Source organism: Streptomyces sp. NPDC041784 (assembly GCF_055591025.1).
Genome location: NZ_JBVJAB010000002.1, coordinates 400,295 through 417,761, shown reverse-complemented (window position 1 = coordinate 417,761; position 17,467 = coordinate 400,295). Strand labels below are relative to the sequence as shown.

The window sequence follows — 17,467 nt, the reverse complement described above, 5'->3', positions numbered from 1 at the left end:
GCCGGGGTGGTAGTTCGTTCGTGCGGCCAGTGCGGTGGCACACGCTCTGCCCGACCCTAGGGACGCGTGATTTCTCGGGCGTGACCCATTTGTTTCGCACAAGTTAACCGGCCACCCCTCCACCGTAGCCCGGACGGACCCCGGCGTCCCCCGGTCATATGGGTGCGCAGTACCGTGGACGGGTGGACAACAGGCAAGCACTCGGATCGTGGCTCTCCGGACCCCGCGCGGCCATGGAAGACGCCGGTGCCGACTTCGGATACCGGGGCGAGCAGCTCGGTCTGCCGGAGGAGGGGCCGGGTTCGATCGCCCGCCCCGGCCGGCGGCTCGGCGCCCTGGCGGTGGACTGGGGCCTGTGCCTCTTGATCGCATACAGCTTGATCACCGAGGGCTACACGCCCGCCACCAGCAACTGGACCCTGCTCGTCTTCCTGGTGACGAGCCTGCTCACGGTGAGCACACTCGGCTTCACGCTCGGCAAGCGCCTCTTCGGCCTGCGCGTGGTGTCCGCCGACACCGGCACCGTCAGCCCGCTGCGCTCCGCGCTCCGCTCGGTCCTGCTCTGCCTGGCGGTCCCGGCCCTGATCTGGGACCGCGACGGCCGGGGCCTGCACGACCGCCTGGCCCGCACGGTCGAGGTCCGCATCTGAGACCGCCGGTGTGACGCCGGCACGACGCCGGTACGACGAAGGGGGCGCCCGGAGTGATCCGGGCGCCCCCTTCGTCGTCGGAGGGTTCTCGTGCGAGGGAGGTCAGCGGGCCTTCGGCCCGCCCTTCGGCAGGCGCATGCCCTTGGGCATCGGACCCTTCGGCAACGGCATGTTGCTCATCAGGTCGCCCATGGCGCGCAGCCGGTCGTTGGTCGTGGTCACCTGCGGGCCGGTCAGCACGCGCGGGAACTTCAGCAGGGTCGTCCGCAGCTTCTTCAGCTCGGTCTGGCCCTCGCCGGTGCCCACGAGCACGTCGTGCACCGGGACGTCCGCGACGATGCGGTTCATCTTCTTCTTCTCGGCGGCCAGCAGGCTCTTCACCCGGTTCGGGTTGCCCTCGGCGACCAGCACGATGCCGGCCTTGCCGACCGCGCGGTGCACCACGTCCTGGCTGCGGTTCATCGCCACCGCGGGGGTGGTCGTCCAGCCCCGGCCGATGTTGTCGAGCACGGCCGCGGCGGCGCCCGGCTGGCCCTCCATCTGACCGAAGGCGGCCCGCTCGGCCCGGCGCCCGAACACGATCGCCGTCCCGAGGAAGGCGAGCAGGAGGCCCAGGATGCCCAGGTAGACCGGGTGGTCGATCAGGAAACCGATCGCGAGAAAGACACCGAAGATGATGAGAAAGACACCCGCGAGAATGAGACCGATCTTCTTGTCGGCCCTCCGGGTCATCTTGTACGTCAGGGCGATCTGCTTCAGTCGCCCGGTGTTCGCGGCCTCCGCCGCACTGTCACTTCTCGCCATGCCACGAAGTCTACGTGGCCCCGGAAGTGCCGACGACGGCAGTGTCCGTCAGGTGCGGGCCGCGGACGGACCGCGGACGGACCGGGGGGCGGCGCGGGTGGTCAGGGGCGGGTGGAGGTGACCGCTTCGAGGACGCGCTGCGCCTCGACCCGGTCCTTGGCGCGACGGCGGTCCTCCAGCACGGAGGTCCACGCGTTACGACGGGCGGTGCGCTGTCCGCCGCTCATGAGGAGCGACTCGACGGCGCGCAGGGCGGTGGTGAAGGACGGGATCGCGGTGGCGCGAACGGGCGCGGCCTGCATCGTGAAGAGTCCCCTCGTACGGCTGTGGGTACGGGTCTACGTGGTGTGACACCAGCGTCACTGTTTGGTGTTACCAGGGCGTGACCGACCGGTCAAACGCCCATGAAGCCTTGATGCGGGGCATTCGGGGACCCGGGAACGCCGACGCGGCCCTGACCGGGGCCCTCATCTGCGAGGACGGTCAGGACCGCGTCGTATCGGACACTACTGGCCAGTAATAACTTGTGCGCGAGTTCACACGCTCGTCCCGCACCCGTACGGAGCAACGGAGCCGGCGATTGTCGCCCAGGTCACACGGCCTGTACGGCGATGTACGAGCCGCGCTTCTCCACGGCCATCTGGTAGAGGCGCCCGGCGCGGTACGAGGAGCGCACCAGCGGGCCGGACATCACGCCGGAGAAGCCGATCTGCTCGGCCTCCTCCTTCAGCTCCACGAACTCGTGCGGCTTCACCCAGCGCTCCACCGGATGGTGGCGCACGGACGGACGCAGGTACTGCGTGATGGTGATCAGCTCGCAGCCGGCCTCGTGCAGCTGCTTCAGCGCCTCGCTGACCTCCTCGCGGGTCTCGCCCATGCCGAGGATCAGGTTGGACTTGGTGACCAGACCGAAGTCGCGGGCCTCGGTGATCACCTTCAGCGAGCGCTCGTAGCGGAAGCCGGGGCGGATCCGCTTGAAGATCCGCGGGACCGTCTCGACGTTGTGCGCGAAGACCTCGGGGCGCGAGGCGAAGACCTCGGCCAGCAGCTCCGGTACGGCGTTGAAGTCGGGGGCGAGCAGCTCGACCTTGGTGCGGCCGCCCTCACGGGCGGCGGTCTGCTCGTGGATCTGGCGGACCGTCTCGGCGTAGAGCCAGGCGCCGCCGTCCTCCAGGTCGTCGCGGGCGACGCCGGTGATCGTGGCGTAGTTCAGGTCCATGGTGACGACGGACTCGCCGACCCGGCGCGGCTCGTCACGGTCCAGCGCCTCGGGCTTGCCGGTGTCGATCTGGCAGAAGTCGCAGCGCCGGGTGCACTGGTCGCCGCCGATGAGGAACGTGGCCTCACGGTCCTCCCAGCACTCGTAGATGTTGGGGCAGCCGGCTTCCTGGCAGACCGTGTGCAGGCCCTCGCCCTTCACGAGGTTCTGCATCTTCGTGTACTCGGGGCCCATTTTCGCCCGCGTCTTGATCCACTCGGGCTTGCGCTCGATGGGGGTCTGGCTGTTGCGGACCTCCAGGCGCAGCATCTTGCGTCCGTCGGGTGCGACTGCGGACACGACCGGCTCCCTAGCGATTGATTCTTCGGCGTCCCCCAGGGTACGCCCGTGGATTTGAAAGCCCGCTGCCCGCGTCAGGCCGCCGGTGTCTTCTCGATCACCCTGGGCTTCAGTTCCGCGTTCTCCAGCACCTCGGTCAGATGGCGCTCGATCACCGGCAGCACGTCGGCGATCGTGAGGTCGCGGCCCAGCTCATTGGCCAGGGACGCCACGCCCGCGTCCCGGATCCCGCACGGGATGATCCGGTCGAACCACTTGTTGTCGGGGTTCACGTTCAGCGCGAAGCCGTGCATCGTCACGCCCTTGGCGACCCGGATGCCGATCGCGGCGATCTTGCGGTCCTCGCGGCGCTGCCCGGCGTTGGAGGGGGCGTACTCGGGGCCGTTGAGCCGCGGGTCGAACTCCTCGTCGGTGAGCCGGGGGTCGAAGTCCAGGGACAGACCGCCCAGCAGGGGCCGCGTCTCCACCGGGTCGCCCAGCACCCACACCCCGCTGCGGCCCTCGACGCGGGTGGTCTCCAGGCCGAACTCCGCGCAGGTGCGGATCAGTGCCTCCTCCAGCCGCCGGACGTGCGCGACGACGTCCACCGGGCGCGGGAGCTTCTGGATCGGGTAGCCCACCAGCTGGCCCGGGCCGTGCCAGGTGATCTTGCCGCCGCGGTCCACGTCGACGACCGGGGTGCCGTCGAGGGGGCGCTCGCTGTCGGCGGTGCGCCGTCCCGCCGTATAGACCGGCGGATGTTCGAGGAGCAGCACGGTGTCGGGGATCTCGTCGGCGAACCGGGCCGCGTGCACGCGGCGCTGCTCGTCCCAGGCCTCCTGGTACTCCACGGCCTCGGCTCCGAAACCCATACGGACGAACCGCAACTCACTCACGGCAAGCGCCTCCCTGGAAGGTCGTAAGGCGCGTGGCGCGCCCAAGCCACTGTACGTCCGCGCGCGGTACGTCAGCCCGGCGGCCGATTCTCACACGATCGGATGAATGAACGTCGAGATGTGCGACCGGGTGGCTACGCTCAGCTACATTCGCGCCGTTCGCGAGCAAAAAGGCCTGATCACACCCATCAGGGCACTTCATCCGGGCACGTCAGAGGCCCGGGAGGCAGGAGACCGCACCGCAGATGACGGAACGACCCGCGCAGCGCACTCCCAACCGCCAGCTCGCCGCGCTCATCGCCGAAGCGGGCTTCTCCAACGCGGGTCTGGCCCGTCGCGTCGATCAGCTCGGGCTCGAGCACGGGCTGGATCTCAGATACGACAAGACCTCCGTCACCCGGTGGCTGCGCGGGCAGCAGCCCCGGGGCACCACCCCCGCCCTCATCGCCGAGGTCTTCACCCGGCGCCTGGGCCGCCGGCTGACCGCGCAGGACCTCGGCCTGGACGCCTGCGCCCCGGTGTACGCGGGGCTGGAGTTCGCAGGCACCCCCGAGGAGGCCGTCGACATCGTCGGCGGGCTGTGGCGCAAGGACTCCGGCAGCCATGCCGAACTCCGCAAGATCGCCTTCACCCCGGCGGGGCTCGTCGTGCCGAGCCGTGACTGGCTGATCGGACGGGCCGACGAGAAGGTCGCCCGCGGCGAGCAGCCGCCCCGGGTGCCCGTTCAGAGCCGCCCGGCCCTGAAGGCGCCCCCCTTGGCGCCGACGGCCGTCCCCCGGCAGCGCGGCACCGTCGAGCGCGGCCCCGGCCAGCGGGTCACCGCCGGCGACATCTCCGCGCTCCGCTCGGTCGGCGAGCTGTTCCGCACCCTGGACAACATGTACGGCGGCGGCCACGCCCGCCAGGCCCTCGTGCGCTACCTGGAGCACGAGTGCGAGCCCATGCTGCGCGGCAGCTACGGCGAACAGACCGGCCGCCGGCTCTTCGCGGCCGCCGCCGACCTCACCCGGCTGGCCGGCTGGACCTCCTTCGACATCGCCGCGCACGGCCTCGCCCAGCGCTACTTCGTCCAGGCCCTGCGGCTCTCCCAGGCGGCCGGGGACCGGGCGTACGGCTCCTTCGTGCTGGTCACCATGAGCCGCCAGGCCGTCTACCTCGGCCACGGCCGGGAGGCCGTACAGCTCGCGCGGGTGGCCCAGCAGGGCGTCGGCACCGGCGCCCCGCCGGTCGTCCAGGCGCTGCTGCACGCCGCCGAGGCGCGCGGGCACGGCGTGCTCGGCGAGGTGCGGGCCTGCACGGCCGCCCTGGTGCGGGCCGAACGCGCCCTGGAGGCGGCCCGGGCCGGGGACGAGGTGCCGCACTGGGCGCGGTTCTTCGACGAGGCGCAGCTGGCCGACGAGTTCGGGCACTGCCACCGCGACCTCCAGCAGTTCCGGGCCGCCGTCCAGCACGCCGAACGCTCCCTCCAGCTGCGCCCCGCCGCCTACGCCCGCAGCCGCCTCTTCTGCCGCGTCGTCCTCGCCTCCGCCCGCCTCGGCCTCGGCGAACTCGACCAGGCCTGCCAGCTGGCCGCCGAGGCGGCCGGCCAGGCGGCGGAGATGCGCTCGGTCCGCGCGGTCGAGTACGTCAGGGACTTCGAGCGCAGGCTGGAGCCGTACAAGGACGCGGCCCCGGTCCGCACCTACCGGGACAAGGTGGCGGCGCTGGGCTGATCTAGGCGGCCGCCCGCGCGGTGGTGGGGGCGGGGTCGGCCCGGTGCATCGACGCCGCCGTGCCCAGATCGGAGACGATGGCCGAGGCCGCCCGGTGGGCCGAGTGCAGGGCGCCCTGGACGGTGCTGGTGTCCCGGTGGTCGCCGCAGACGTACAGGCCCGCCAGCAGGCGTACCGGGCGCCGCAGGTCGTGCGGCGGCCGCATCGCCGGCACGGCCTCGGCGGTGTGGTGGACGGCGAGGGTCTCCCAGCGCGCGGCCGGGACGCCGTAGAGCCGGGACAGGTGCATCCGTACGGCGGTGTCGACGCCGTCGGGCGGGGTGCCCAGGACCGTGGACGAGATCAGCGCGCGGCCCGCGGGCGCCCGGCTCGGGTCGATGGCGCTGACGACGGCGGTGTGCGCGACCGGGCCGCCGCGGTCGGCGTCCAGCAGCAGCGCGGCGCCGGTCGACGGCGGCTCGTCGGTGGTGTGGTGAAGGACCGTCACCGGGTGGAAGTCGGGCACCCGCAGGCCCGGCAGCAGCTCCGCCGCGGTGCGGGCGTCGGTGGCCACCAGGACGGCCCGGCAGCGGAACTCACCGTGCTCGGCGGTGGTCACCGAGGTCGTGGAGACCGAGGTGACCCGCACGCCGGTGTGCACGGTGCCCGCCGGCAGGGTCCGGGCGAGCAGCTCCGGCAGCACCTCGGCGCCGCCCTCCGGCAGGCACAGCCGGCCCGCCGCGAAGGAGCGCAGCGCGAGGTCCGCGCACCGGCTGGAGGTCCTCAGGTCCGGGTCGCAGAGCAGCGCGGCCAGCAGCGGACGCAGGAAACCGTCGATCGTGCGGGCGGGCAGACCGCGCGCCGCGAGGGCCTCGGCGGCCGGGGACTCCGGGCGCCGCAGCAGCCGTTCGGCGGGCGTGGCCGCGATCCGGGTGAGCGCGGCGCCGAGCCGGGCCTGGTCCACGGCGGTGCCCAGCGGGGCGCCCGGCCGGACCCGGGGCGGCGGCACGGGCCGGGCGGCGGCCGTGCGCGGCCGGGGCAGCGCACCCGGCCGGGGGGCGCTCGCCAGGGCGCGTACGGCGTGGAGTGCGCCCCTTGCGCTCCCCGCGCCCGCCTGTGCGCCCGCGCGGTGGTGACGTCCGTCGCTGTGCAGCAGGACCCCGGGGGCGAAGGGGCGCAGGACGAGCGCGTCCAGCCCCGGGGTCAGGCCCAGTTCGGGATATGCCGTGGACAGCAGCTGTCCGATGCGGTCGAGCCGGAAGCCGTCGACCTTCTCGGTCGACATGCGGCCGCCGACGTAAGGGGCGGCCTCCAGGACTGCGGTCGTTACTCCTGCGCTGATGAGCCGATGCGCCGCTGAGAGGCCGGCGACTCCGGCTCCCACGACGACGACGTCTGCCTGGTACGCGGGCTCAAGCACGTGCCCCTCCTCGAGGTTGCGCGGCCGGTGGAGACGTCATGCCCCCAACTGGCGTCCGGGATGCCCGAGTTCGGATCGAGGTTAGGGCTGTGATCGGTCAAGAACAGTCGCGCATGGACAGGGCACGGTCGCACGACGGTCGCATGCGTTTGCCCCGGGTCGGCACACCCGGTCGCACGCAGCCGCGGCGCCCCGCTCGCGCCCGCTCGCGCGCCGGCGCCCCGGCTCCGCTCACGCTGCCCGGATCGCGTCCTCGATCCCGGGGAACGCGAAGGTGAACCCCGACTCCAGGAGCCGCTTCGGCACCACCCGCGCGCTGCCCAGCACGTCCCCGGCCATCTCGCCCAGCACCCCCCGCAGCACCGGGGCAGGCACCGCGAACAGCGTCGGCCGGTGCAGCACGCGCCCCATCGCCGCGGTGATCTCACGGTTCGTCAGCGGTTCGGGCGCGGTCAGGTTGAACGGCCCCGACAGGTCGTCACGGTCCAGCAGATGCCGGATCGCCGCCACCTCGTCGTGCAGCGCGATGTACGACCAGTACTGCCGTCCGTCGCCCATCCGGCCCCCGAGGCCGGCCTGGAAGAGCGGGAACAGCCGCCCCCACGCCCCGCCCCCGCGCGCCACCACCAGCCCGGTCCGGGGGAACACCGTCCGTACGCCCGCCGCCTCGGCCGGCCCCGCGGCCGCCTCCCACTCCACGCACAGCTCCGGCAGGAACCCGCTCCCGGCGGGCGCGTCCTCGTCCACGACCCGCTCGCCGGTCTCGCCGTAGAAGCCCATGGCGCTGCCGTTCACGAACACCCGCGGCGGCGCGTCGAGCGCGGCGACGGCCTTCGCCAGCCCCGCCGTGCCGTGCACCCGGCTGTCGTGGATGCGCCGCTTGTACGCGTCCGTCCAGCGCCGGTCCCCGACCCCCGCCCCGGCCAGGTTGACCACGGCGTCGCACCCGGTGAGCCCCGCCGGGTCCACCTGCCCCCGCTCGGGGTCCCAGCGCACCTCCTGGGCGCTCCGGGGCGCGTGCCGCACCAGCCGGACCACCTCGTGCCCGTCGGCGGTCAGGGACCGCACCAGGGCGCTGCCGATGAGACCGGACGCGCCGGCCACCACGATTCGCCTACGTTCCTCAGCCATGGCGCCATCCTGCCGGGTGCCCGCGTAAAACCCCGGTCGGGATCCGCCGCGCGCGCTCTAGGGTTGCGCGCATGCCCGAACCCGCCGAACTCCGTATCCGTACCGCCACCGGTGCCGACGACGACGCGCTCTCCCTGATCGACCGCCTCACCTGGTCGTATCTGCACGCCGTCATGCCGAAGCCGGAGCCGCCCTACGCCCCCCTGTTCGACGAGCGCCACCCGCCCGAGGACTTCCTGGTCGCCGAGCTCGACGACCGTGTCGTGGGCTACATCCGGCTCGGCCACCCGACCCCGCTCGCCTGCAACGCGCACGTCCGCCAGATACAGGGCCTCGCCGTCGCCGACGAGGCGCGCGGCCGGGGCGTCGGGCGGGCGCTGGTCCGCGCGGCCGTCGAGGAGGCCCGCCGGCTCGGCGCCCGCCGGATCACCCTGCGCGTCCTCGGCCACAACACCCCGGCCCGCGGGCTGTACGAGTCCGAGGGGTTCGTGGTGGAGGGGGTCCTGCCGGAGGAGTTCCTGCTGGGCGGGGAGTACGTGGACGACGTGTTCATGGGCCGGCCGGTGTGAGACGCCGGACCCGGACCGCCGTCCGGTGTGCCGCTCAGGAGCAGATCCGCCGTCAGGTGAGCGGCTCGCGGCTCAGGAGCTGATCAGCCGTCCGGTGTCCACCGGTTCGGTCGCCTTCGCCGCCCGCTCGGCGTCGTCGGCGACCTCGGCGGCCGTCAGGACGTAACCGGTCTCGTCGTCGGACGTGGAGCGGGCGAAGACCACGCCGTAGACCCGGCCGTCGGTGGTCAGCAGCGGGCCGCCGGAGTTGCCGGGGCGGACCGTGGAGCGGATCGAGTAGATCTCGCGGGTGACGATCTCGTCGTTGTAGATGTTCCGGCCGGTCGCCTTCACCCGGCCCGCGACCGTCGCCGCTTGGAGGTTGAGGTCGCCGTCCTGCGGATAGCCGGCCACCACCGCCTCGTTGCCCCGTTTCGCGGCGTCGTCGAAGCTCAGCACCGGGGCGCGCAGCTGAGGCACGTACAGCACGGCGACGTCCTTGTCCGGGTCGAAGAGGACCACCCGCGCGTCGTACGACGGCCCCACGCCACCGATCTTCACCGTCGGGTCGTCGATGCCCGCCACCACGTGCGCGTTGGTCATCACATGCTCGCGCGCGTATACGAATCCGCTGCCCTCGCGGCCCTGGTCGCCCGAGACGCCCTCGATCTTGACCGTGCTGAGCTTCGCCGCGTTCGTCGCGCTCGCCGTGACGCTGTCGCCGCTGGGCTCGGCGACCTCGGCCGTCGACTCGTTCTCGAACGGGTTGAAGACCTGCGGGAAGCCCGCCTGGGTGAGTGCCGAGGTGGCGTCGGAGAACCAGGCCGGGGTGGTGTCCGGCATCGCGTCCTGCACCGTGCCGAGCAGCCGGGAGTCGCGGATCGACGACGTCAGCAGCGGCGACGAGGACGCGCCCAGCACGCTCGCCGCCACCCACGCCACGATCAGCACCGCGACCGCGTTGGCCACCGCCCCGCCGATCCCGTCGGCCACGCGCAGCGGCCCCCGGTCCAGCTCGCGCCGCAGCCGCAGCGCCAGCCGCCCCGCCAGCTCGTGCCCCACCACCGCCGGGACGAGGACCGTGAACACCGCGGTCACCGTCGCCGCCGTCGTCCCCGGTGTCACCAGGTCCATCACCCAGGGCAGTACCCACACGCCGAGCGCCGCGCCGCCCACGAACCCGGCCAGCGAGACACAGCCGGCCACCAGTCCGCGCCGGTAGCCCGAGCCGGCGTAGGCCAGGATCACCAGCAGGAGCAGGATGTCGAGCAGGTCCACGGAGCCGCCTTTCTCTAGGACCCCTTAGTACGCGGGGGACGGGCCCAGTGATCAGCCACGCGCGTGCGTGGCCACCGGAACCGGCCACGCGTGTGTACCTCGGAAAACGTCGCGGACCGGGACGATGGTTCCACCAGGTGGCACAGCACACATCGCGGGCGGAGCGGAACCGGTCGACAGTGGGTTCATGTGTGTCAAACGACCGCTCACCCGCCGATCGCGGGGAACACGAAGGCGGCGCCTGCCACGGATACCGGGCCCGCTCCTGGTACTGCTGGGCTGCCTGCCCGGACTCGCCGCCGTCGCCGCCCTCGGCCTGTGCGCGGGCGGCGTCGACCACGCCGCCACCTCCGCCCTGGCCGCCCGCGCCGTCCGTCCCACCGCCGTCCGCCCCGCCGCGGCCGCGCACGCCGCCGTCAAGCCGCGCATCGTGCCGCGCACGGCCTGGCTGGACGACGTCAGTCGGCGCACACAGCCGCCGCCGCGCTACGACGACAGGGTCGTCGCCGTCTTCGTCCACCACACCGACTCGCCCAACGGCTACGACTGCGCCGACGCGCCGCGCATCATCCGCTACCTGTACGCGGGCCAGACCGGCGCCCGGGACTGGGACGACATCGGCTACAACTTCCTCGTCGACAAGTGCGGCACCGTCTACGAGGGCCGCGCGGGCGGTGTCGACCGTCCCGTCACCGGCGCCCACACCCAGGGCTTCAACCACCGCACGGCCGGTATCGCCGCGCTGGGCACCTTCACCGCCGGCGCATCCGTCCCGCAGGCGATGGTCGACTCGATCGCGGCGGTCGCCGCCTGGAAGCTCGGCCTGTCCGACGTGGACCCGCGCACCGACGTCCGCCTCACCTCCAGCAACAGCCTCAGCCGCTACCGGTCCGGGGTCACCGCCACCCTGCCCGCCCTCGCCGGGCACGACGACGGCTACATGACCAGCTGCCCCGGCGCCGCCCTCTCCGCCCGCCTGCCGGAGATCCGGGAGACGGCCGCCCGCCTCCAGGGCCGCCCGGCCAGGGCGACGGACCGGGGGAGCGGCGACGGCACGACCGGCGCCGGAACGGCCGCGCGAAGGCTCACAGGAACCCCTTAGGCAGGATTCAGAGTCCTCCCATCCCCGCGTCCTACGGTCATGCACAACACAAGCCGACTGGAGGCGGGGATGATGAACAGCAGTCGTACGCGGTCCACGGAGTACACGGGGTCCACGGGGTCCATAGGGTCCACGGGGTCCACGGAGCAGGGCGCCGGCTGGGCGCGGGCCGCCCGCAGCCCTTGGACGGTCCTCTGCGCGGTCGCCGCGGTCGTCCTGGGCCCGGCCGCGACCACCGCGTCCGCCCTCGAACAGGCCAACAGGGCGCCGCTGCACCACGCCGTGCGGGCCGACCAGCAGCAGGCCTACATCCCCGCGGACACCACCCGCCGCCGCGTCACGGTGTGACGCGGGAGGACCGGGAAGCTGGGGAAGTCCGGGAGGGGCTCGCGTCTCGACCGGAAGAGCTCGTTCCGCGAACGGGAGGAGCTCACTCCTTGAAGCGGTTCCACAGGCGGGGATACCGCTCGGCGAGCGCCCCCTCGTTCTCGAAGTCGACCGGCGTGCCCTCGGGTTCGGCGGCCGCGGGCGGGATGCCCAGATCGGGCGCCACGGTCCCGGTGAGCTGCTCGTAGGCCTCGTCGGCCGCGTAACCGAGGTCCTCGCCGTCCCCGTCGACCTCCTCGTCGAACTCGCCCAGCAGATCGGCGAGCGCGTCCGGATCGTGCACCGCGCCCTCGAACACGTCCCGGCCCTGCCCGATCAGCCAGCAGCGGAAGAAGTCGAAGGCGTCGTCGCTCGCGCCGTCCAGCAGCACCCAGGCGGCGCCCCACAGATCCCAGGTGTAGGCGCGGCTGTAGCGGGCCTCGAAGTGCCGGGCGAAGTCGAGCACGGACTCCGGGTCCAGCCGGGCCAGCCGGTCCACGAGCACGTCGGCCTGGTCCTCCGGGTCGCCCTCGGCGGCCTCGCGGGAGGCGTCCACCAGCTCCCAGAACTCCGTCTCGTCCATCACGCGTCCAGCATCGTGCCTGGAGGGGTGCCGCGCACCCGGAGTGCCGGGGATTGTCACGAGCGGTACACCTCCGCCAGCCGCGCCGCGTCCTCGGCGAACCGGGCCCGCAGCGACCCGGGCGAGACCACCTCCGCCTCGGCCCCGAGCGCGGTGAGCTGGGTGTGCGCCACGTCCTCCGACTCCACGCCCACGGTGACCGTCACCCACCCCCGCCCGTCCGGCTCCGAGGCCCCCGCCAGCGCGTCCCGCGCGGCCACCGGATCCACCGCGTACGCCAGCCTGCGCATCCCGGTCGCCGAGAGCCGTACGACGACCTCGGCCCGCAGGATCGACCGCGCGAACCGCTCCGCCTGCTCGGCCCAGAACCCGGGCAGATCGAAGGACTCATCTCGGCTGAAACGATCCTTCAGGGTCTCCACCCCGACGAACCGGTCGATCCGGTACGTCCGGAAGGCCCCGGAGCCGAGCACCCGCGCACACAGGTACCAGACCCCCGCCTTCAGCACGAGCCCGTACGGCTCCAGTCGCCGCTCGACCTCGCCGTCGCCCCGACGGTAGCGGGCGCTCACACACCGGTCGTCCCACACCGCGTCCGCGACCACCGCCAGCGGCTCGGGCACCTCCGGCTCCCGGAACCAGGCCGGCGCGTCCAGATGGAACCGCTGCGCCGCCGCACGCGGCGCGTCCCGCAGGGAGGGCAGCAGCGCGGCCGACACCTTCAGCCGGGCCGCGGACGCCACGTCCGCCAGCCCCATCTCCCGCAGCGCCTCCGGCACCCCGCTCAGGAACAGCGCCTCGGCCTCGCCCCGGGCCAGCCCGGTCAGCCCGGTGCGGTACCCCCCGACCAGCCGGTACCCGCCGGCGCGCCCCCGCTCCGCGTACACCGGCACGCCCGCCTCCGACAGCGCCTGCGCGTCCCGGGTGACGGTCCGCTCGGACACCTCCAGCTCACGGGCCAGCTCGGCGGCGGTCATGGCGGGCCGGGACTGCAGGAGCAGCACCATCTTGATGAGGCGGGCAGCGCGCATGGTGCCCATGATGCCGGGGCCCACCGACAGCGAAGGGGCACGGCGTGACGCCGTGCCCCTTCGACCGGAAACGCTGCCCTACAGGCCGTAGCGGTCCCGCGCCTCCTTCACCGAGGTCGCCTTGACCTCGCCGCGCCGGGCGAGCTGCGCCAGGGCCGCGACGACGACCGACTGCGCGTCGACGCCGAAGTGACGGCGGGCGGCCGCACGGGTGTCGGAGAGACCGAAGCCGTCCGCGCCCAGCGAGGACCAGTCCTGCTCGACCCACTGCGCGATCTGGTCCGGGACCTGGCGCATGTAGTCGGAGACCGCGAGGACCGGGCCCTCGGCGCCCTGGAGCGCCTGCCGGACGTACGGCACCCGTTCCTCGCCGCGCAGCAGGGCCGCGTCGGCCTCCAGCGCGTCCCGGCGCAGCTCGGTCCAGGAGGTCGCGGACCACACGTCGGCGGCCACACCCCACTCCTCGGCGAGCAGCCGCTGCGCCTCGAGGGTCCAGTGGATCGCCGTGCCGGAGCCCAGCAGCTGGATGCGCGGGGCGTTGGCGGCCGGGCTGAGGCCCGCCGACTCCGCGGTGTTGAAGCGGTACAGGCCCTTGACGATGCCCTCGTCGATGCCGAGGCCGGCCGGCTTGGCGGGCTGCGGCAGCGGCTCGTTGTAGACCGTCAGGTAGTAGAAGACGTCCGGGTCCTCACCGGGGGCGGCCTCGCCGTACATCCGGCGCAGACCGTCCTTGACGATCGTGGCGACCTCGTAGGCGAACGCCGGGTCGTAGGTGAGGGCGGCCGGGTTCGTCGCGGCGATGACCGGGGAGTGGCCGTCGGCGTGCTGGAGGCCCTCGCCCGTCAGGGTCGTACGGCCCGCCGTGGCGCCGACCAGGAAGCCGCGGCCCAGCTGGTCGGCGAGCTGCCACATCTGGTCGGCCGTGCGCTGCCAGCCGAACATCGAGTAGAAGATGTAGAACGGGATCATCGCTTCGCCGTGCGTGGAGTACGCGCTGGACGCGGCGATGAAGTCGGCCATCGAACCGGCCTCGGTGATCCCCTCGTTGAGGATCTGGCCGTTCTTGGCCTCCTTGTAGTACATCAGCTGGTCGCGGTCGACCGGCTCGTACGTCTGGCCCTTGGGGGAGTAGATCCCGAGCGAGGGGAAGAGCGACTCCATGCCGAAGGTGCGCGCCTCGTCGGGGACGATCGGCACCCAGCGCTTCCCGGTCTCCTTGTCGCGGACCAGGTCCTTGATCAGGCGGACGAAGGCCATGGTGGTCGCCAGGTTCTGCGTGCCGGAGCCCTTGTCGAAGGAGGCGAACGCCTTCTCCGCCGGGGCGGGCAGCGGCGCGACCGCGTGCGTACGGCGGGCCGGGGCGGGGCCGCCGAGGGCCGCGCGGCGCTCCTGGAGGTAGCGGACCTCGGGGGAGTCGGCGCCCGGGTGGCCGTAGGGCACCACACCGTCGACGAAGTCGCTGTCCTTGATCGGCAGCTCGAGCAGGTCCCGCATCGCCTTGAACTCGTCCACCGAGAGCTTCTTCATCTGGTGGTTGGCGTTCTTCGACGCGAAGCCCTCGCCGAGGGTGTGGCCCTTGACCGTCTGGGCCAGGATGACCGTCGGCGCGCCCTTGAACTCGACGGCGGCCTTGTAGGCGGCGTACACCTTGCGCGCCTCGTGGCCACCGCGGGAGAGGTGGAAGCACTCGAGGATCTTGTCGTCGCTCAGCAGCTTCGCCATCTCGGCGAGCGCCGGGTCCTTGCCGAAGAAGTCCTCGCGGATGTAGGCGGCGCCACGGGTCTGGTACGTCTGCACCTGGGCGTCCGGTACCTCGCGCAGCCGGCGGACGAGCGCGCCGGTGGTGTCGAGCTGGAACAGCTCGTCCCAGGCGGAGCCCCACAGCGTCTTGATGACGTTCCAGCCCGCGCCGCGGAACTGGGCCTCCAGCTCCTGCACGATCTTGAAGTTGGCGCGGACCGGGCCGTCGAGGCGCTGGAGGTTGCAGTTGATGACGAAGGTCAGGTTGTCCAGACCCTCGCGGGAGGCGAGCGCGAGTGCCGCCGTCGACTCGGGCTCGTCCATCTCGCCGTCGCCCAGGAAGGCCCAGACGTGGGACGCGGAGACGTCCTTGATGCCGCGGTTGGTCAGATAGCGGTTGAAGCGCGCCTGGTAGATCGCCGAGAGCGGGCCGAGGCCCATGGACACGGTCGGGAACTCCCACAGCCAGGGCAGACGCCGCGGGTGCGGGTAGGACGGGAGGCCGCCCCCGCCCGCCTCCTGACGGAAGTTGTCGAGGTGCTGCTCGGTCAGCCGGCCGTCGAGGAAGGCGCGGGCGTAGATGCCGGGGGAGGCGTGGCCCTGGATGTAGAGCTGGTCGCCCGAGCCGTCGGCCTCCTTGCCCTTGAAGAAGTGGTTGAAGCCGGTCTCGTAGAGCCAGGCCGCGGAGGCGAAGGTGGCGATGTGGCCGCCGACGCCGTGTTTCGCGCCCCGGGTGACCATTGCGGCCGCGTTCCAGCGGTTCCACGCGGTGATCTTCCGCTCCATCTCCTCGTCACCGGGCGCGGACGGCTCGGCGGCGGTCGGGATGGTGTTGACGTAGTCGGTCTCGAGCAGCTTGGGCAGCGCGATGCCGTTGCCCTCGGCACGCTCCAGCGTGCGGCGCATCAGGTATGCCGCGCGGTGCGGCCCGGCCGCCTTGGCGACCGCGTCCAGTGAGGCCTGCCATTCGGCGGTCTCCTCCGGGTCCCGGTCGGGGAGCTGGTCGAGCGCGCTCGGCTGGATGGCGTTGGGGTCGGTCATGTCGCCGCCTTCCTCAGTCGAAGGGGGTTCCCTCATCGGTAAGGGTTCGGGGGTGCCCTTGGTCTTTGGCAGGACAGGGCGTGGGGGCTTCGGCGCGATGCCGTTGTACGGCTCCGCGCGCGGCCCGTCGGCGACTGTAACCCCCTGATCGATGATCGATCAAAGGGTTGAGGGGAAAAACCTCTCGATTGCGAGAAAGTAGGCACGGGGTGCCTTTCGGGCGGGCACCCGGTGCCGCGAAAATAAGGGGTTTCCGCAGGTGAGCGCCCCTGCGCTCGGCTGTCTCAGGCGCGCGGCGCGCAGCCCAGGACGTGCGCCTTCACCAGCTCCGCGATCCTCGGATCACGCCGCCGGAACGCCTGCACCAGCTCCTCGTGCTCCTCCGCGTAGGACTGCTGCACGGTTCCCAGCCAGCGGATGGACAGCGCCGTGAACACCTCGATGCCGAGGCCCTCCCAGGTGTGCAGCAGCACGGAGTTCCCCGCCGCCCGCACCAGCTCCCGGTGGAAGCCGACGGTGTGCCGCACCTGGGCGGTGCCGTCGGAGTGCCGGTCGGCCTCGTAGAGCGCGGCGACATGCGGCTCCAGGGCCGAGCAGTCCTCCGCCAGCCGCTCCGCCGCCAGCTCCGCCGCGATCGCCTCCAGGCCGGCCCGGACCGGGTAGCTCTCCTCCAGGTCGGCCGCGGTCAGATTGCGCACTCGTACGCCCTTGTTCGGCGCGGACTCGATCAGCCGCAGCGACTCCAGCTCGCGCAGCGCCTCCCGCACCGGCGTCTGGCTGACCTCCAGCTCGGTGGCGATCCGCCGCTCCACGATCCGCTCGCCCGGCTTCCAGCGCCCGCTGACGATCCCCTCCACGATGTGCTCGCGGATCTGTTCGCGCAGCGAGTGGACGACGGGCGCGGTCATGAGTGCTCCTTAGGGAGGGGCCGCCCGGCCCCGGGGGCGTTTGACGTTTAGACAATACGGCGGCCGACGCATTCCGGAGGGGCGCACAAGGACGCTTTTACGCAGGTGAGACGAGACTTACACGCGCAGGACGGGGCCGGCCGCGAAGACCGGCCGCGTGCGGCGGGCGTGGGGCTCAAAGGTCGAGAACCGCGCGCAGCGCGTTGTCGACCAGCGCCAGCTGGTCCGGGCCGATGTTGCCGTGCGCCTTCGCGGTGTCGAACCGGGCTGCGGTGAGCTGGAGCAGGTTGACGGCGACGACCGAGGCGTCGATGGGCGATGTGAGGCGGACGCTCATGGCCGTGTCGGGATGTGCGGCCGGAGTGTGCAGGACCAGGACCACGACCACCCCGTACGCGTCGGCGAGCCCGTCCAGGCTGACGACGAGTACCGTGCGGACGCCCTTGCCCGTGTCGACGTCCCACACGTCCCCCCTGCGGACGGTCACAGCGCGTCGCCCTCCCCCTCGAGGTCGAGCATTCCGAGCGCGGCCAGTTTGCGCGCCGCGTCCAGCGTCATCTGCCGACGTACGGCCTTCAGTATGTAGTCGTTGAGGGAGGGGGCGTCGGCGGCGGCGTCCCGCAGCGCCTTGTCCATGGAGTCCGGGATGCGCAAGGTGATGGCACTCATGACGCCAAATGTAGTGGCAGAAGTGCCGTCAGTGGACCCGGTTGCCCAGGCCGAAAAGCAAGCGCCCCCGCC

The 17,467-nt window shown here is 72.5% G+C and carries 18 protein-coding genes; 5 read left to right on the top strand and 13 right to left on the bottom strand.

Going from position 1 to position 17,467, the window contains the following annotated elements; all coding sequences use genetic code 11:
- Positions 1 to 182: 182 nt before the first annotated feature.
- On the top strand, positions 183 to 650 hold the full coding sequence (locus tag ACZ6D7_RS05560; RefSeq protein WP_469483838.1) for an RDD family protein: 468 nt from the start codon (positions 183 to 185) through the stop codon (positions 648 to 650).
- A gap of 102 nt (positions 651 to 752) precedes the next feature.
- On the opposite strand, the gene ACZ6D7_RS05555 is transcribed toward ACZ6D7_RS05560, so the two are convergent.
- From ACZ6D7_RS05555 to lipB, 4 genes are all read right to left on the bottom strand, one after another.
- Positions 753 to 1,454 carry a DUF4191 domain-containing protein gene (locus tag ACZ6D7_RS05555; RefSeq protein WP_469483836.1) on the bottom strand — a complete coding sequence of 234 codons (702 nt, stop codon included), beginning with the start codon at positions 1,452 to 1,454 and terminating at the stop codon, positions 753 to 755.
- Between the two features lie 101 nt (positions 1,455 to 1,555).
- Positions 1,556 to 1,756, bottom strand: a complete 201-nt coding sequence (locus ACZ6D7_RS05550) for an SCO2195 family GlnR-regulated protein (protein WP_388398841.1) — start codon at positions 1,754 to 1,756, stop codon at positions 1,556 to 1,558.
- 290 nt (positions 1,757 to 2,046) lie between these two features.
- Positions 2,047 to 3,012, bottom strand: a complete 966-nt coding sequence (lipA, locus tag ACZ6D7_RS05545) for a lipoyl synthase (protein WP_469483832.1) — start codon at positions 3,010 to 3,012, stop codon at positions 2,047 to 2,049.
- 74 nt (positions 3,013 to 3,086) lie between these two features.
- Entirely contained in the window at positions 3,087 to 3,887 is an 801-nt protein-coding gene (gene lipB, locus ACZ6D7_RS05540; protein ID WP_469483829.1) for a lipoyl(octanoyl) transferase LipB, read from the bottom strand.
- A 245-nt stretch (positions 3,888 to 4,132) separates the two neighbouring features.
- Here lipB and ACZ6D7_RS05535 point away from each other — a divergent pair, with 245 nt between their 5' ends.
- Positions 4,133 to 5,599, top strand: a complete 1,467-nt coding sequence (locus ACZ6D7_RS05535; protein WP_469483827.1) for a regulator — start codon at positions 4,133 to 4,135, stop codon at positions 5,597 to 5,599.
- 1 nt (position 5,600) lies between these two features.
- Here the strand turns inward: ACZ6D7_RS05535 and ACZ6D7_RS05530 are convergent, their stop codons facing one another.
- Positions 5,601 to 6,998 carry an NAD(P)/FAD-dependent oxidoreductase gene (locus ACZ6D7_RS05530; protein ID WP_469483824.1) on the bottom strand — a complete coding sequence of 466 codons (1,398 nt, stop codon included), beginning with the start codon at positions 6,996 to 6,998 and terminating at the stop codon, positions 5,601 to 5,603.
- Positions 6,999 to 7,229: 231 nt separating this feature from the next.
- Entirely contained in the window at positions 7,230 to 8,129 is a 900-nt protein-coding gene (locus ACZ6D7_RS05525) for a TIGR01777 family oxidoreductase (protein WP_469483821.1), read from the bottom strand.
- A gap of 71 nt (positions 8,130 to 8,200) precedes the next feature.
- On the opposite strand from ACZ6D7_RS05525, the gene ACZ6D7_RS05520 reads away from it, so the two are divergent.
- On the top strand, positions 8,201 to 8,698 hold the full coding sequence (locus tag ACZ6D7_RS05520) for a GNAT family N-acetyltransferase (RefSeq protein WP_469483818.1): 498 nt from the start codon (positions 8,201 to 8,203) through the stop codon (positions 8,696 to 8,698).
- A 72-nt stretch (positions 8,699 to 8,770) separates the two neighbouring features.
- Here ACZ6D7_RS05520 and ACZ6D7_RS05515 read toward each other — a convergent pair whose 3' ends face one another.
- A complete protein-coding gene (locus ACZ6D7_RS05515; RefSeq protein WP_469483816.1) occupies positions 8,771 to 9,955 on the bottom strand; it encodes a MarP family serine protease in 1,185 nt (394 codons plus the stop codon).
- 187 nt (positions 9,956 to 10,142) lie between these two features.
- Here ACZ6D7_RS05515 and ACZ6D7_RS05510 point away from each other — a divergent pair, with 187 nt between their 5' ends.
- Complete coding sequence (locus ACZ6D7_RS05510; protein ID WP_469483812.1) at positions 10,143 to 11,057, top strand: peptidoglycan recognition protein family protein; 915 nt, start codon at positions 10,143 to 10,145, stop codon at positions 11,055 to 11,057.
- A gap of 123 nt (positions 11,058 to 11,180) precedes the next feature.
- A complete protein-coding gene (locus ACZ6D7_RS05505; protein WP_469484552.1) occupies positions 11,181 to 11,405 on the top strand; it encodes a hypothetical protein in 225 nt (74 codons plus the stop codon).
- A gap of 82 nt (positions 11,406 to 11,487) precedes the next feature.
- Here ACZ6D7_RS05505 and ACZ6D7_RS05500 read toward each other — a convergent pair whose 3' ends face one another.
- From ACZ6D7_RS05500 to ACZ6D7_RS05475, 6 genes are all read right to left on the bottom strand, one after another.
- Complete coding sequence (locus ACZ6D7_RS05500) at positions 11,488 to 12,006, bottom strand: DUF4240 domain-containing protein (RefSeq protein WP_469484550.1); 519 nt, start codon at positions 12,004 to 12,006, stop codon at positions 11,488 to 11,490.
- Between the two features lie 56 nt (positions 12,007 to 12,062).
- Positions 12,063 to 13,037 (bottom strand): helix-turn-helix transcriptional regulator, encoded by a 975-nt coding sequence (locus ACZ6D7_RS05495; RefSeq protein WP_469483809.1) that lies wholly within the window; start codon positions 13,035 to 13,037, stop codon positions 12,063 to 12,065.
- Positions 13,038 to 13,115: 78 nt separating this feature from the next.
- Positions 13,116 to 15,818 (bottom strand): pyruvate dehydrogenase (acetyl-transferring), homodimeric type, encoded by a 2,703-nt coding sequence (gene aceE, locus ACZ6D7_RS05490; RefSeq protein ID WP_469483806.1) that lies wholly within the window; start codon positions 15,816 to 15,818, stop codon positions 13,116 to 13,118.
- Positions 15,819 to 16,102: 284 nt separating this feature from the next.
- Positions 16,103 to 16,726, bottom strand: a complete 624-nt coding sequence (locus ACZ6D7_RS05485) for a GntR family transcriptional regulator (protein WP_469483804.1) — start codon at positions 16,724 to 16,726, stop codon at positions 16,103 to 16,105.
- 175 nt (positions 16,727 to 16,901) lie between these two features.
- Positions 16,902 to 17,213, bottom strand: coding sequence for a type II toxin-antitoxin system PemK/MazF family toxin (locus tag ACZ6D7_RS05480; RefSeq protein ID WP_469483800.1), 312 nt, complete (start codon positions 17,211 to 17,213; stop codon positions 16,902 to 16,904).
- On the bottom strand, positions 17,210 to 17,395 hold the full coding sequence (locus ACZ6D7_RS05475) for a hypothetical protein (protein ID WP_469483796.1): 186 nt from the start codon (positions 17,393 to 17,395) through the stop codon (positions 17,210 to 17,212). Before ACZ6D7_RS05475 ends, ACZ6D7_RS05480 begins: the two co-directional genes overlap by 4 nt.
- Positions 17,396 to 17,467 lie beyond the last annotated feature (72 nt).